15 protein-coding genes and 1 pseudogene are annotated in these 14,472 nt (G+C 68.8%); 10 read left to right on the top strand and 6 right to left on the bottom strand.

What is annotated here, in order from left to right:
* Positions 1–35: 35 nt before the first annotated feature.
* A pseudogene (mobB, locus tag BHS09_RS40410) lies at positions 36–404 on the bottom strand (molybdopterin-guanine dinucleotide biosynthesis protein B); the annotation flags it as partial.
* Positions 401–1,651 (bottom strand): molybdopterin molybdotransferase MoeA, encoded by a 1,251-nt coding sequence (locus BHS09_RS38060; RefSeq protein WP_140800520.1) that lies wholly within the window; start codon positions 1,649–1,651, stop codon positions 401–403. The pseudogene mobB and the gene BHS09_RS38060, both read right to left, overlap by 4 nt.
* 139 nt (positions 1,652–1,790) lie before the next feature.
* On the opposite strand from BHS09_RS38060, the gene mobA reads away from it, so the two are divergent.
* The 6 genes from mobA to BHS09_RS38030 all read left to right on the top strand — a co-directional run bounded on the left by mobA (position 1,791) and on the right by BHS09_RS38030 (position 5,844).
* Positions 1,791–2,411 carry a molybdenum cofactor guanylyltransferase gene (mobA, locus tag BHS09_RS38055; protein WP_140796204.1) on the top strand — a complete coding sequence of 207 codons (621 nt, stop codon included), beginning with the start codon at positions 1,791–1,793 and terminating at the stop codon, positions 2,409–2,411.
* Between the two features lie 68 nt (positions 2,412–2,479).
* Entirely contained in the window at positions 2,480–3,151 is a 672-nt protein-coding gene (gene sitA6 / locus BHS09_RS38050; RefSeq protein WP_140796203.1) for a SitA6 family polymorphic toxin lipoprotein, read from the top strand.
* Between the two features lie 6 nt (positions 3,152–3,157).
* The gene (gene sitI6 / locus BHS09_RS38045) at positions 3,158–3,880 is read left to right on the top strand and encodes a SitI6 family double-CXXCG motif immunity protein (RefSeq protein WP_140796202.1); all 723 of its coding nucleotides are present in this window, start codon (positions 3,158–3,160) and stop codon (positions 3,878–3,880) included.
* Positions 3,881–3,993: 113 nt separating this feature from the next.
* Positions 3,994–4,311: a DUF3817 domain-containing protein gene (locus BHS09_RS38040; protein ID WP_140796201.1), complete on the top strand. Its 318-nt coding sequence runs from the start codon at positions 3,994–3,996 to the stop codon at positions 4,309–4,311.
* 115 nt (positions 4,312–4,426) lie between these two features.
* On the top strand, positions 4,427–5,041 hold the full coding sequence (locus tag BHS09_RS38035) for a DUF2378 family protein (RefSeq protein WP_237077868.1): 615 nt from the start codon (positions 4,427–4,429) through the stop codon (positions 5,039–5,041).
* 245 nt (positions 5,042–5,286) lie between these two features.
* Positions 5,287–5,844: a hypothetical protein gene (locus BHS09_RS38030; protein ID WP_174259021.1), complete on the top strand. Its 558-nt coding sequence runs from the start codon at positions 5,287–5,289 to the stop codon at positions 5,842–5,844.
* A gap of 137 nt (positions 5,845–5,981) precedes the next feature.
* Here the strand turns inward: BHS09_RS38030 and BHS09_RS38025 are convergent, their stop codons facing one another.
* The 4 genes from BHS09_RS38025 to BHS09_RS38010 all read right to left on the bottom strand — a co-directional run bounded on the left by BHS09_RS38025 (position 5,982) and on the right by BHS09_RS38010 (position 10,681).
* Positions 5,982–7,775, bottom strand: coding sequence for a glycoside hydrolase family 15 protein (locus BHS09_RS38025; protein WP_140800519.1), 1,794 nt, complete (start codon positions 7,773–7,775; stop codon positions 5,982–5,984).
* A 355-nt stretch (positions 7,776–8,130) separates the two neighbouring features.
* Positions 8,131–9,069 (bottom strand): proline dehydrogenase family protein, encoded by a 939-nt coding sequence (locus BHS09_RS38020; RefSeq protein WP_140800518.1) that lies wholly within the window; start codon positions 9,067–9,069, stop codon positions 8,131–8,133.
* Positions 9,070–9,084: 15 nt separating this feature from the next.
* A complete protein-coding gene (locus BHS09_RS38015; protein ID WP_140796196.1) occupies positions 9,085–9,966 on the bottom strand; it encodes an alpha/beta fold hydrolase in 882 nt (293 codons plus the stop codon).
* Positions 9,959–10,681 (bottom strand): lysophospholipid acyltransferase family protein, encoded by a 723-nt coding sequence (locus BHS09_RS38010; protein WP_140796195.1) that lies wholly within the window; start codon positions 10,679–10,681, stop codon positions 9,959–9,961. Before BHS09_RS38010 ends, BHS09_RS38015 begins: the two co-directional genes overlap by 8 nt.
* A gap of 124 nt (positions 10,682–10,805) precedes the next feature.
* Here BHS09_RS38010 and BHS09_RS38005 point away from each other — a divergent pair, with 124 nt between their 5' ends.
* From BHS09_RS38005 to BHS09_RS37990, 4 genes are all read left to right on the top strand, one after another.
* Positions 10,806–11,363, top strand: a complete 558-nt coding sequence (locus BHS09_RS38005) for a hemerythrin domain-containing protein (RefSeq protein WP_140796194.1) — start codon at positions 10,806–10,808, stop codon at positions 11,361–11,363.
* A gap of 198 nt (positions 11,364–11,561) precedes the next feature.
* On the top strand, positions 11,562–12,098 hold the full coding sequence (locus BHS09_RS38000) for a cell wall protein (protein WP_140796193.1): 537 nt from the start codon (positions 11,562–11,564) through the stop codon (positions 12,096–12,098).
* 129 nt (positions 12,099–12,227) lie between these two features.
* On the top strand, positions 12,228–13,103 hold the full coding sequence (locus BHS09_RS37995; protein WP_140796192.1) for a tryptophan 2,3-dioxygenase: 876 nt from the start codon (positions 12,228–12,230) through the stop codon (positions 13,101–13,103).
* Between the two features lie 141 nt (positions 13,104–13,244).
* Positions 13,245–14,366, top strand: a complete 1,122-nt coding sequence (locus BHS09_RS37990; protein ID WP_140796191.1) for a hypothetical protein — start codon at positions 13,245–13,247, stop codon at positions 14,364–14,366.
* Positions 14,367–14,472 lie beyond the last annotated feature (106 nt).

Below are 14,472 nucleotides of genomic sequence, written 5' to 3'. Positions count from 1 at the left end.
GTGAGCACCGCGAGGACTTCCGGGCGCGAGGGCGCCAGCGGTGGGCCCAGGCCCTCCCGCCACACCTCCAGCTTGGGGAGGGGGCCGTCCTTCCAGCCTTCGACGAGCACCAGGTCGACGGCGCCCGTGTAGCGCTCGAGCAGCGCTGGCAGTGCGTCCGAGGGGGCGGCGGCCGTCGTGAGCTGGACGCCCGCGGGCGTGGCGAAGCCAGTGAGCACGGCGCCTGCATCCTGGTAGCGGGCGGTGTCGCTGCCGGGCCGGTGCAGTGGATGGGCGTCGGAGGAGTGCTTCACCACGGCCACGCACAGGCCTCGCGTGGCGAGCTCGGGGACGAGCCGGGTGATGAGCGTCGTCTTGCCGGCGCCGGACCAGCCCACCACGCTGAGCGCGGGAACGCGGCTCATGCCAGTGCCCCCAAGGGTGTGAAGGTGGGCCGGTCGAAGAGCTCGACGTCGACGGGGTCGTCTTCTGCGAAGTCCGCGCGGCCGGGTGGGAGGAGGGCCCATCCTTCGCCGTGGACGTTCTGCAGGATCTGCCCGGCGCCCTGCGGGCGGAGCACGGCGCGCGGCGCGAGGCCGTCCCGGGCTTCCAGGGTGGTGGTGATGAGGTAGGTGAGGCCCGCTTGCTTGTGGCGTGCTTCGGAGAGGTGGGCACGGACGCGGCGGCGCGTCTCCAGCACGCCCTGGTGCTTGAGGAGGAGCGGGCGGGCGAACTGGTCGAACGCCACGGTGGCCGCGCCGGGATTGCCGGGCAGCACGACGACGGAGGTGTCACCCAGCCGGGCCACGGCCACGGGCTTGCCGGGCTTGAGCGCGACGCCGTCCACGAAGAAGCGGGCGCCGAGCGCGGCGAGCACGCGTTTCACCAGGTCCTTGTCACCCACGGAGGCGCCTCCGGTGGTGATGAGGACATCCACCTGCGGGGCCAGGCGGGTGAGCGCATCGCGCAGGGCGCGCTCGTCATCGCGGGCGCGGGCGAGCTGGCGGACATCCGCGCCGGCCTCGCGGGCGAGCGCGGCCACGAGGACGAGGTTGCTCTCGTACACCTGGTGGGGCAGGGCCGGAGTGCCAGGAGGGACGAGCTCATCGCCGGTGGCGAGCACGGCGACGCGCGGCATGGGGCGCACCCAGACGTCCGTGGCACCCATGGACGCGAGCACGCCGAGCACGGCGGCGCCCACGCGCTGGCCCGCGTCGAAGAGGGGTGTGCCGGTGAGGACTTCCTCTCCGGTGCGGCGGATGTCGTTGCCGGGAGGCACGGTGATGAAGACGTCCACGCAGGCGCCATCCTCGGCGGCGCGAGCGGCCTCCTGTCGGACGACGGCGTCGGCGCCGGGGGGCAGGGGCGCGCCGGTGAAGACGCGCGCGGCCTCTCCGGGCCGGAGGGGCGTGGAGGGGAGGGCGCCGGCGAAGAGCGTGCTGGTGACGCACAGGCGCGCGGGCCGGTCGCGGGATGCGCCCTGGGTCTCCTCGGCGCGCACGGCCCAGCCGTCCATGGCGGAGTTGTCACAGCCAGGCAGCGAGCGGGAAGCCGTGACAGGGGCGGCGAGGAACCGACCCTGGGCATCGAGGAGCGGCACGCGCTCAGGCGCCGCCGGGGCGATGGCGTCGAGCGCGGCCTGCCGGGCGGAGTCGAGGGGCGTGAGGGGCATGGAAGCGCCGCAGCCTATGACGTGGAGCGCGCGCTGTGTCCACGGGGGCAAGGGACACTTCGTCTGCTTTCTTCCTCTGGGGGCGTGCGTGGGCGGACAGATAAGGTGGCCGCGGCTGGCGCGCGAACGGGGCACGAGCATGGAGCGAAGCCACACGGAGTTTCCGGAGGTGACGCTGGCCATCCTCGCGGGAGGGCAGGGCCGGCGCCTGTCTGGCGTGCCCAAGGGGCTGTTGGAAGTGGAGGGGCGCGCGGTGCTGGAGCGGCTCCTGGCGCTGGCCCCGTGCTTCGAGGACGTCTTGCTGGTGGCGAACGTGCCCGGGCCCTACGCCCGCTTCGGGCTGCGCACGGTGGCGGACGTGGTGCCAGGCAAGGGAGCGCCCGGCGGTGTCCACGCGGCGCTGGTGTCCGCGCGCACGCCGTGGGTGGTGGCGGTGGCGTGCGACATGCCGTTCATCACGACGGAGGTCCTGCGGGTGTTGCTGGGCGCGCGGGACGACGGCGTGGACGCGGTGTGCTTCGAGGTGGGGGGCAGGCTGGAGCCGTTGCTCGCCGCGTACCGGTCGGAGCTGGCACCGGCCTGGGGGACTGCACTGGCTATGGACCCGTCGATGCGGGAGCTGTTGTCCGGCGTGCGCACGCGGCTGTTGTCCGAGGATGTGCTGCGCGCGGTGGAGCCGTCACTCCGGTCCCTGGCGAACGTGAATACACCCGAGGACCTGGCGCGCTACGGCGTGGCGCTGCCGTCGTGGCGGGGGTGAGGGGGAGTCTCTCTGAGGAAGGCGCTCAGGAAAGGGGTTGGGAACGCCTAGGGCTATACTGACAGGCTGTGCGACCCTTCCTGTGTGTATGGTTTCTCGCGCTTGCCTTGTTCTGGGGCGGTTGTGCCACCGCCTCGAATGCACCTCTCCAAAGCGGAGGGGCTGATGCGGAAACGGAGTGTCGCTCGCCCGATGAAGACAGGTGCGTCACCCTGCTGTGCCTGGGGGACGCATGTGGCTTCTACCGCTGTGAGGACATGCCCGGTGCGGTGTCGATGGCGCGCTTTCCTCCTGCGCGTCCGCCTGCTGCGGCCGCCGCGCCCGGCAGAGGGCCTCGGAGGCATTGGGGAGGTGGGCGCCACCTTCCTCGGGGGGCCGTCATGGTCTTCCCCAACTGGAATGGCGCACCCAAGCGGCTCATCCCTCCGTCACACCAGCTCACGCCCGGGCGCTGGGAGAAGCATCACATCTTTCCCCAGGCCGAAGACCTCTCGATGTGGTTTGAGATCCGAGGCGTCAAGATCCACGACTTCACCATGCCGATTCCGCGTGACGTCCATCGGCGCATTCACGGTGGAGACGGACGCGGTGGCGCGTGGAACCAGGCTTGGCGCGACTTCAAGGCGGCAAAGCCGCGCGCCAGTCCCACGGATATCTACAAGTTCGCGGGGGAGCTCATACATCGCTTCCAACTCATGGGCGGTCCGATTCAGCCCTACTATTCGCGCCCGGGAGTGTGAGGACGGATGAGCCGTTTCTTCTGGATGCAAGAGGACAAGGCCGCGGCGGCGAAGTACGGAGGAGAGATCAACGCCTGGCACAAGCTGTCGCTCCCCGGCGTGAGCTGCGGCACTTGTGGCGAGACATGGGCCAATACCGGACACGAGTATCCGTGCGTCGACCTGGCTCAACTGCCAGAGCGTAACGAGTTCGCTCGTCCCAGGCCCGAGCCCTTCTCTGAATTCGCGCGTCTCCGTGAGCTGGTCCGGCCGCTGGTTCCTCCAGGTGCCGAACTGCCGCCCGGTACGGGCTTCGGTCCCTTGGTCGGACGTGCCATGGGCGAATTCGGTCCCATTGCCTGGGTATGGGGGCAGAAGTTGCTCGTGCAGCGCGACGCCCTGTCGCGGCTGCATTCCGAGGGCGTACAAGGCCTCCAGGCCTGCCCGACGCAGTTGCGCTTCCGGCAGAAAGACCCGCCAGAACTGCTGGAGCTACAGATTGAGCCCCACGGCAGGCTGCATCCGGACTGCATCCCGCCCGATGAGCCGCCACCGTGCGTGACCTGTGGCCGCTTCGACCTGACGCGGCCGGATGCGCCCATTCTCGACGCCGCCTCGTTGCCTGCGGACCTGGACCTGTTCCGGGTCGGAAACTTCTCCACGATGATTATCGGCACGGAGCGCTTCATGGAGGCAGTGCGCCGTCTGGACCTGGATGGCATCACCTTCCAAGCGCTGCCCGCGCGCTGACGGACGACCCGCCAGGCCTCGAGCCCGGGCAAGCAACCAGGCAGCACCCCCTGCGTCACCATGACTCATGGACCGCGGCGGCTGGGAGTGGGAAACAGGTGAGGGAGAATCTCATGCTGAAGACCCCTCTTGGACGTTTCCGTGCCGTGGCCCTCGCGGAGGGCCTGTCCGTCATCGCGCTCTTCTTCATCGCCATGCCCTTGAAGTACGCCATGGGCATGCCGCAGGCGGTGAAGTTCACCGGCTGGGTCCACGGCCTGCTCTTTGTCCTCTACCTCTTCGCGCTCCTGGAGGCGGCCATCACCTACCGCTGGTCCTTCGTGCGCGTGGTGGGCGGCCTCTTCGCGTCGCTGCTCCCCTTCGGCACCTTCGTCTTCGAGGCGCGTCTGCGCCGTGAAGCGGGCGCGCCGGCCGTCGAGCCCGCGCCCTGAGTCACGTCCCGCACCGGACGTGAGAGGTGGGACGCCCCACACCGAGGCCGCCCGGAGTTCGCGCGGGTGGCCAAGCTGTGCCAGCATCCCGCGCGTTTTCCGACGGGAGGCCAGCATGGAGCGCGGCAAGTGGGACACGTCAGAGGATGTGGAGCGCGAGCTGAGCTCGCGGCTCGCGCTCGTGGAAGCGTCCGAGGGAATTCGCGGCATGCACTTCGCCGCCGTCCTCGACACCGTGCGTTTCCTCGGCGGTGAGCAGGCGGTGGCTCGCATCCAGCAAGGCGGTGACTACCCCGCCGAACTGGACACCACCGAGCTCTACCCCGTCCCGCCCTTCATGCGCGTGTTCTTCTCCGCGGCCCGGCTGCTGGCACCGCAGCTCGGCGGCGTCGAGGAGGCCATGCGGCAGCTCGGTGTCCAGGGCACGCTTGCCTTCATCAACTCCATGTTCGGCGCCGAGGTCCGGCAGCAGGTGGGCGGCGAGCCCAAGCGCCTCGTGGAGATGCTCCCCGAGGCCTACCGCATGGCCATCAACTTCGGAGAGCTGCAGGTGGCATGGACGGGCCCGCGCTCGGGCCGCATCCACATGCGCCGCATCTTCACCCCCGTGGCCTACAACGAGGGCATGCTCGAAGGCGCGCTGCTGGCCGTGGGCGCCCAGGACATCCAGGTGCGCGGCGGACAGACGTCCCTGCTGGACAGCGAGTACACGCTGTCCTGGGACTCGTGACGGGCTGCGTGTCGCGGGCGCGGTTTCTCGACTCGCGAGAATGGGCCGCTGCAATTGCTGGCCCGTACACACCTGCTGGACGAATCGTGGTGGCCCCTCTGTCACGCGGCTGATCCACGCATGACATCGACGCGACTGTTCACAACCATGACGAAATAAATGATGTTCCTCCGCGCCCATTGGCTAGAAGTGGGCGCCGAGCGCCCGGACATGTGCACCGGGCCTACGCAACGGAGGGACGTCTCATGAAGGCAAACAACTGGAAGAACCTGGCCGCAGTGGCGGGCGTCATGGTGTCGGTGAGCGCCGGCGCTCAGGAGTCGTCGGGGAGCTTCGGTTCGGAGGGGCAGTTCGTCATCAGCACGGATGCCTCCGCGAGCCTGGGTTACTCCACGCAGGGCAGCGGCATCGGTTACATCTTCCTGGAGCCCGGCGCGGACTACTTCCTCAAGAAGAACCTGTCCGTTGGTAGCGGCCTCCAGGTCCGCGCGCTCTTCGGCAGCGGTGACACGATTGCCGCCTTCGGCCTGAATGCCCGCGTCGGTTACAACATCCCGCTCTCCGACCGCATCTCCGTGTGGCCCAAGGGACAGGTGTCGCTGTACATCGGCGACGACATCCTGCCCTTCGCTAACTCGGCGCTCCCCGCTGACGTGACCGTCATCCTGGAAGGCTACGCGCCCTTCCTCTTCCACGTGACGCCGCACTTCTTCGTGGGCGGTGGCCCGCGCCTGGCCTTCGGTCTGGGCAATGACGTGGAGGTGAACTTCAGCGTCGCCTCCACCATCGGCGGCTACTTCTAGTCTCCGCCCCGCCGCGTCCCTCGAGGACGTGGACGTGCGTGTGGTGCATCAGGGGCCTCGGACGAGGTGGGACGCTGCTCCCACCGCGTGCCGGGGCCCGCTTCATTTCCAGGCGACGCGCCGGGCCTCCGTTGCCGTCAGTGGCTGCGCTGCTGACCAGGGCCGCCCTCGCGCGACAGGTTCAGCGCGGTGCCCACCAGCGCGAGGTGGCTGAAGGCCTGCGGGAAGTTGCCCACCATCCTGTGGGCCACCGGGTCGTATTCCTCGGACAGCAGGCCCACGTCGTTGCACATGCCCAGCAGGTGCTCGAACAGCTCGCGCGCCTCGCCCTTGCGGCCCATCAGCGCCAGCGCGTCTGCCAGCCAGAAGCTGCACGCCAGGAAGACGCCTTCGCCCGGGGGAAGGCCGTCCCGCGTCTCGTGCGTGTGGTAGCGGCGCACCAGTCCGTCGTGGCACAGCTCGCGGCGGATGGCCTCCACGGTGCCGCGCACGCGGACGTCGTCCGGCGGGAGGAAGCCCACCATGGGAATCAACAGCAAGCTGGCGTCCAGGGCCTGGCTACCAAAGGCCTGGGTGAAGGTGTTGCGGCGCGCGTCGTAGCCCCGCGCGCAGATGTCCGCGTGCATCTGCGCCCTCAGCGCCTTCCAGTGCTCCACCTGCGCGCCGCGCATGCCGCGCAGGTTCGCCGTCCTCACCATCCGGTCCATGGCCACCCAGGCCATGACCTTGGAATGGGTGAATTGCTGGCGCCCGCCGCGCACCTCCCAGATGCCCTCGTCGGGCTGGTCCCAGTTGCGCTCCACGAAGCGCAGCAGGTGCACGCTCACGTCCCAGGCCTCGGCGTCCGAACAGACGCCGTGGCGGAGCGCGTGGTAGAGGCAGTCGGCAATCTCGCCGAAGACGTCCAACTGGAGCTGGCCCACGGCGGCGTTGCCGATGCGCACCGGGCGCGAGCCCTCGAAGCCCGGCAGCCACGGCAGCTCCAACTCGGTGACGCGGCGCTCGCCGGCCACGCCGTAGAGGATTTGGAGCTCGTCGGGTTCTCCGGCCACCGCGCGCAGCAGCCAGTCCCGCCAGGCCTGGGCTTCCTGGGTGTAGCCGGCGTCCAGCAGGGTCAGCAGCGTCAGCGTGGCATCGCGCAGCCAGCAGAAGCGGTAGTCCCAGTTGCGCACGCCGCCCATCCGCTCCGGCAGGGACGTGGTGGGCGCGGCGACCACGCCGCCGGTGGGGGAGTAGGTGAGCGCCTTGAGGGTGATGAGCGAGCGCAACACCTGCGCGCGCCAGGGGCTCTCATGGATGCAGCGGAACGCCCAGGCGCGCCACCACCGCTCCGTGTCCTCGCGCGTGAGGAACGGGTCCGGCGGCTGACGTGGCGGAGGCAGGTGCGAGGGATGCCAGGACAGGACGAAGGCCAGGCGCTGCCCTTCCGGCACGGTGAAGTCCGCGAGCACGTGGCTGTGCTCCAAACGCAGCGACAGCTCAGTCGCCAGGTAGAGCGCGTCCGGGCCGGCCTTGGTGCTGACGCCTCCCGGAATCACGCGAGCCCAGGGCGTGCGGTCTCCGTAGCCGAAGCAAGGGGCGAACTCCAGGTGGAGAGGCACCTGTCCGGTGCGGGCTTCCACGATGCGAATCAACTGCGGCGTGTCCTCGCGCAGCGGCATGAAGTCGCACAGGCGCACGGTGCCGGCGTCGGTGTGGAACTCCGTCTCCAGCACCAGCGTGTCGCGCACGTAGCGGCGGTGTACGCGCCGCACGGGCAGGGTGGGGGCGATGCGCCAGAAGCCATGCCGCCGCTCACCCAGCAGCGCCGCGAAGCACGCGTCCGAGTCGAAGCGTGGCCAGCACAGCCAGTCGATGGTGCCGTCATTCGCCACCAGCGCGGCGCTGTGCGTGTCTCCAATGAGGGCATGGGCTTCGATGGGCAGCGCCATGCGGGAAAGCTAGGGACGCCTCCCGCGGCGTGTCCCTCCAGGGCACCCGAAGCGGCGGGCCGTCCACGGGCCCCGCGGATGGCGGAGGAGAGGGCAGTCGCCCGCTCGTGACGCAGCGACGCCATGCGACAAGACATGGGGCATGAGCAGGAAATGCCGCGGCGCCGAACCGGCACCGGTATGGGGTTGCCCGGACATGACTGTGCATACGGGCCGGTCCATTCTCGATTGGCGTTGGTCCTGACGCGCGCGGCCTCCGAAGGCGCGCGCGGTCTGGTGTTTCATCCGCATGTTTCACCCGCATGCGGGCCCCGCGCTGGCCCCGCATGCCATGCGGGGAGGCGCGTACTGCTTCCTACCCACGTACCAGGTTGCGCAGCAGGAAGGCCAGATTGGCGGGGCGCTCGGCCAGCCGGCGCATGAAGTACGGGTACCAGTGCCGTCCGTACGGCACGTAGATGCGCACCGGGTGACCCTCCCTCACGAGTCGTTCCTGCAAGTCCCCGCGGATGCCGTAGAGCATCTGGAACTCGAAGGCGCCGCGCGGCAGTCCGCGCTTCGCCGCGTGGTCCAGTGTCGCTTCAATCATCCGTTCATCGTGCGTGGCGATGCCGTGATACACGCCGCTGTCCAGCAGCACCCGCATGGTGCGAACGAAGCTGGCATCCACGTCCCGCTTGTCTGGGAAGGCCACGTCGGGCTTCTCCAGATAGGCACCCTTGCATAGGCGGGTGCGGATGCGCTGTGCGCACAGCGCCTTCGCGTCCTGCTCCGTGCGCCGCAAGGCGCTTTGCAACACGGCGCCGACATGGGGTTCGCCGAACTCCGCGCGGAGCTGACGCACGATGTCCAGCGTCACCTGTGTCACCGAGCTGTCCTCCATGTCGATGCGCACGAAGGAGTCGCGGGCCGCGGCCTCGGCCACCACCGTGCGCGCGTTCTCCAGGGCCAGGGCTTCATCGAACAGCAGCCCGCACTGGGTGAGCTTCATCGACACGTTGGCCCGCACGCCCACCGTGTCGATGCGGGCCAGCAGCCGCTGGTACTGGCGCACCTCCTCCCGAGTCTCCTCGGGCGTCTGGACGGCCTCGTTGAGGTGGTCGAACGACGCCATGAGCCCGCGCGCGGACAGCGTCTTCACGGCGTCCACGGCCTCCTCCAGCGTCTCTCCGGCGATGAAGCGCGAGGCCAGCCGCCGGAAGGGGCGCAGGCGCATGGCTGCGTCCTCCAGGCCTGGGCGGCGGGCCAGGAACAGCAGGGCGGAACGGGACAGGTGGGTGGCGTCGGTGGTCATGGTGTGGGTGGCGGCTCAGTCCAGGTGCTGCCGGAGGAAGTCTCCGGCCAGCGTGTTGAAGGCCTCGGGGTGGCTCATGTAGGGCAGGTGGCTGGCGCCCCGGATGAGCGCCAGCCGGGCTCCGGGGATGTGCCGGGCCACGTCACGGGCGGCGCGGGGCGGCACCAGCAGGTCCCGGCCGCCCTGGATGATGAGTGTGGGCACCTGGAGCTCATGGAGCCGGGGCATCAGGTCCGTGGCCAGGATGTCCCGCAGCCGGCGCAGCAGCTCCACCGGGGACAGCCGCCGGGCCTCGCGCACGATTTCGGCCCGGCCCTCCGGCGGCAACCGGCGGCCTCCCAGGACCCGGGCCACGGTGGGGGCCAGCAGGTACGCCAGGGGCCGGGGTGCGCGCACCAGGGTGGACAGCGTCAGGGCCAGCCGGTGGATGCGGTGCACGCTGGCCACCGGTGACACCAGCAGCAGGGCCTTCACCCGCTCCGGGTGGGCCAGGGCATAGGCCATGGACAGCAGGCTGCCGTAGGACGACCCCAGCAGGGCGAAGCGCCCCGGCAGCAGGGACTCCGCGTGGTCCAGCACCGCCAGGTTCCACAAGAGCGGGGTGTGGGTGGCGGGGGTGCGCAGGGGCGGCGTCCAGAGCAGCAGCCTCAGCGCGTCCGCCAGCGGCTCCATGGGCGCGAAGGAACGGCCACTGGCTCCCAGCCCCGGAAGACACACCACGGTGCGTGATTCGTCCGTGTTGCCGTCTGGAAAGGTGAACAGGCGTACCGGTGTGCCTCGCACGGGATGTTGTTCACAGGGCAGGTGGGCATAGCCCTGCTGGATGTCGTCCACATCCGGGACGAGCGGCGGGCCGTGGGGGTGTCCCCCTGGACGGGAAGACAGGGCTTCAAGCATGGGAATGCCTCGTCAGGAGCCGCCCTACGCTGGCGGCCACGGTGTCCCGGAAGGCCCGGAGGCGGGATTCACTGGCATCCGGAGGCGGTGGGGCGTGAGGCGTCCCCAGGTGGAAGGTGAGCCGCACGGGCCAGGGCAGGGGCCCCAGGCCCATCACCAACGGCATCCGGTATTTGTCATCGTTCGTCAGGCGCACACACAGGCGGTCCTCGCCCGGGGGCCAGCGGAAGGTGTCATCCACCCCCTGACCGGCGAAGGGCACCACCGGCACGCCGGCGCGGGCCGCCAGCCGCGCGAAGCCCAGCGCCTGCTCCCAGCGCAGCCGGTAGCGCCCGTGGCTGCGCTTGAAGGTCTCCCACGCGCCCCCGGGATAGCAGACGACCAGTGAGCCCGCCCGCAGCGCCGTCATGGCGTTCTCCCGCGTCCCCTCCACGCCGCCCAGCCATGGCAACACCGTGCGGATCAACGGGATGCGGAAGAGCCCTCGTTCCGCCAGGCCCAATGGATAGCGGCCGGTGCGCTGGTGGATCAGATGAAAGAAGGCAGGTGTCTCGTAACCCCAGACGCCGTGGTTTCCCACCAGCAGCACCGGGCCTTTCAATGGCAGGTGCTCACAGCCCAGCAGTCGCGCCCGATGGTACAGGGCCGACAGCGCCGCGCCCTGCTCGGCGAGGCGGAATACGGCCCGGCGCAGGCTGGCGAGCGGGGCATCCATGGTGGAAAAACATGGGGATGCGTGGCGCCCCCAGCAGGCGGCGCCTTCCTCCTGGCCGCCAGGCGGCCAGGCACCCCTGAGACGGTGGCCGTCCCGACAGTGGGGGTTCGTAGGAGTTTGAGTAATGCCAGCTTGCAGGCATACTCAGGTTGTCTGCTTCCAGGTGCATGTCGAACGTTCCGGCATGGGCAGCCCGTTCGACATCCTCATCGACCAGCATCGGGAACTGGAAGAGCGTCTCGAGCGTCTGGCATCGGGTGAGGAACCCGATGAGCTGAGGGGGCTGACGGCGGAGCTGCTGGCATTGCTGAGGCTTCACTCACGACTGGAGGAGCGTTGCCTCTACCCGGTGATGGCACGGGTGGAGGGCCGCGAGTCTTGTCGTGAGCAGACGGAAGACCATCTCACCATGCGTGAGCTGATGGCTGAGCTGGAAGAGCTGCCCTCGGGCCATCCCGAGTGGCAGGCGCGTCTGTTGACGCTGGAAGACCTGGCGGTGGCGCATTTCCAAGAAGAGGAGAATGCACGACTGCCCCAGCTCATGATTGCCCTGGATTCCCTGTCGTTAGACGGCCTGCGTCGTGATTTATCGGCCACTTGGGACGAGCTGCTGTCACGCTCCCAGGTGTTCCAGGTGGCGGGGGAGGCCCCCCTGCTGGAGTCCCTGCACTGGGACGGTTAGGCCTCTGTCGCCGCCGGGAAACAGGTGAGACCTGCGACAACGGGGCGAATGGTCCGTTGCTCAGTCACAACTTTTATCTCTTCCTTTAGACAAAACCATTTTTGGAAGGTAAGGGTATGGGCAGCATCACAAGCATCGAGCATCAGCCCCCCCTAGTACTGCATTACCCTTGTCGTTCCCCAGGTGAGGATTCAACGAATGTCCGTGGATAAAGCGTTTCGCGACATGATCCGCAATGAAATCGAGGTCCAGCTCAAGCCGCTGCGTGACGTGGTCGCGCGGCTGGAGGAGGGCACGGCGGACTTGGACGCGCTCCGCAACGTGGCCGAGCGCCTGGCCCCGCTGGCCGAGGTCGTCGGGCCCCTGTTCGGCGCCCAGATTCCCGCGGCCGCCAAGGCCGGCCGTCGTGGCCCGGGTCGTCCTCCCGCGGCTCGCAGCTCCGTGACGGCGGCTCCCGCGGCCGTGGGTGGCAAGCGTCGTGGCCGCAAGCCGGCGGCGGCGGGTCCTGACGGCTCGCGCGCGTGCGCCATCATCGGCTGCGGCAAGCCCAGCCGCACCAAGGGCTACTGCGCGGCCCACTACCAGAAGCTCCGCATGCTGGAGAAGACCAACCGCCGCCCGAGCGACTGGAAGGACTACGCCGACCCGGACAGCGTGGACGACATCAAGCTGCCGCGTGGACGCGCCGCGTCCAAGGCGTTGGCGGCTGCCGCTCAGGCTGGGCACGCAGGCTAGCCAGCGGCACGCTGCCCCGGCCCGGGCAGAGAGTGACCGCGCCCCCGTCGTTCCGCTCTGTTGCCGGGAGAGGAATCGGGGTCCGCCCATGCGGGAGAGACTTGCCCGTGGGGGCTTGCACGAGCATGAATGCCCGGGCCCATGAACAAACGCGATTTGGAGCCTGGAATCATCACCGACCTGGCCGGAAGGACCACGTACGGTGATTATCTGCAGCTCGACCGGCTCTTGTCGGCCCAGGTGACGCGCTCGCAGCCGCCTCACCACGACGAGCTGTTGTTCATCATCCAGCATCAGACGAGCGAGCTGTGGATGAAGCTGCTCATCCACGAGCTGGGCGCCTGCATCCGTTACGTGCAGGCGGACCGGCTGGAGCCGTCGTTCAAGATTTTCGCGCGCGTGGCGCACATCCAACGGATGCTCTTCGAGCAGTGGAGCGTGTTGGAGACGCTCACGCCGAACGAGTACCTGGAGTTCCGCGACACGCTGGGCAGCTCCTCTGGCTTCCAGAGCTTCCAGTACCGTGCGCTGGAGTTCCTGCTGGGCAACAAGGACCCGCAGGCGTTGATGCCCTTCCGCCACGTCCCCGCCATCCACGGCGAGTTGGAGCGGCTGTTCGAATCCCCCAGTTTGTATGACGAGTTCCTGCGCCACCTGTCGCGCATGGGACATCCGGTGCCGCAGAGCCACGTGCAGCGTGACTGGCGCAAGCCCTACGAGAAGAGCCCGGAGGTGGTGGAGGTGTTCCGGCGCATCTACCAGGACGCCGAGGCGCACTGGGATGCGTATGAGATGTGCGAGAAGCTGGTGGACACCGAGGAGCGTTTCCAGCTCTGGCGCTACCGCCACATGATGACGGTGATGCGCATCATCGGCTTCAAGCAGGGCACGGGCGGCTCGTCGGGCGTGGGCTTCCTGCGCAAGGCGTTGGACCTGCGCTTCTTCCCGGAGCTGTGGGACGTGCGCACGGAGCTGACGCCGCCTCCGCCGCGCCACCGGCCCTGAACGTTCGCTCGACTGAAGACAGTCCAGCACCTCCCGGGGCCGTCCATTCCGGTACGGCTCCGCGGAGGGAATGACGACTGTCTGGCATGCCAGGGTGGCCGGCCACGGATTGTCATGGGCGCGGGTTAGGCTTCACGCACCATGGACGCTGCCGAACCGCTGCTCTTCGACAAGGCGTACGTCCTCTGCTACCGCACCTTCGACATCGCGGAGGAGCTGGACCTGGAGCGCGCGCGCCGGGTGCTCACGGAGGACTCGCGCCGGCTCAAGCTGTCACGGGAGAACAGTCAGTACATCCAGCTGCCCAACCCGCCGCTGGCCTATGAGCTGGGCCGCCGGCCCCTGGCACTGCGGGACGGTCCCGTCACGGTGGATGTCACCGCGCGCCTGTTCGACCATGGCGCCGTGTCCATCATCCTGCAGGTGCCTGTCGTTCCGGGCACCTCGTTGGAAGCGCTCACGCGCATGGCGGACGAGCTCTATGACAGTCAGTCGCTGGAGGCCCTGGCGTTGGAGTTGGTGGAAGGTGTGCGCCGCACCATCGCTCCCGCCGCGCAGGCGCCCCATTTGTGGGAGCAGAACGAGAGCTACACCGTCATCTTCGCCGAGCACATCCGTGGCAATCCCACCGCGGAGGAGCTGGTGACGCGCGCGGACCTGGCCCGGCTGCTCCTGGGCGAAAGCGGCACGGTGCCGCTGTCTCCGCGTGAGAGCGAATCCGTGCTCCAGTCGCGCTTCAGCTACACCATCCACGACCTGGTCGTCATCGACTGGAACAGCGCCTTCGTCTACGAGCCGTCCGGCTCGCGAGACATCCCCGACCTGCTGGAAATCGCCAACGCGCAGTTGTTGGAGTTCCGCTACTACGATGAGCGGTTGGACGCGCACATCACCCGCATCCACGAGAAGGTGCAGGCCGCGCGGCATGGCTGGGCCACGTTGTTCCGCAGTCCCTACCGCACCCTGGCTCGGCAGACGCTCTCCACGCTGGTGGACCTCAACGAGTTCATCGAGCGCGTGGACAACAGTCTCAAAATCATCGGCGACTTCTACCTGGCCAAGGTCTACGAGAGCGCCGTGCGCCGCATGCGCATCCCGCCGTGGCAGGCCGCCGTCACCCGCAAGCAGCAGTTGCTGGCCCAGACGTATGGCCTGCTCAAGGGTGACGTGGACATCGACCGCTCCCACACGTTGGAGGCCGTCATCGTCCTGCTCATCGTGCTGGAAATCTTCTTCGCCTTCTTCCGCGTCTACGAGCACTAAGGCACCCACGGGGAACCCCGTACTTCAGGGCAACGCGCTGTGCGGTATCCACGCTTCGTCCGGCATGGGAGAATGAGGCTTCGAGGCAGGGAGCCAGGCGTCCGTG

Source organism: Myxococcus xanthus (assembly GCF_006402735.1).
In the GTDB taxonomy this organism is placed as follows: domain Bacteria; phylum Myxococcota; class Myxococcia; order Myxococcales; family Myxococcaceae; genus Myxococcus; species Myxococcus xanthus_A.
Note: the sequence above shows the minus strand (reverse complement) of the source record. Positions and strands in the feature narration are given on the sequence as shown.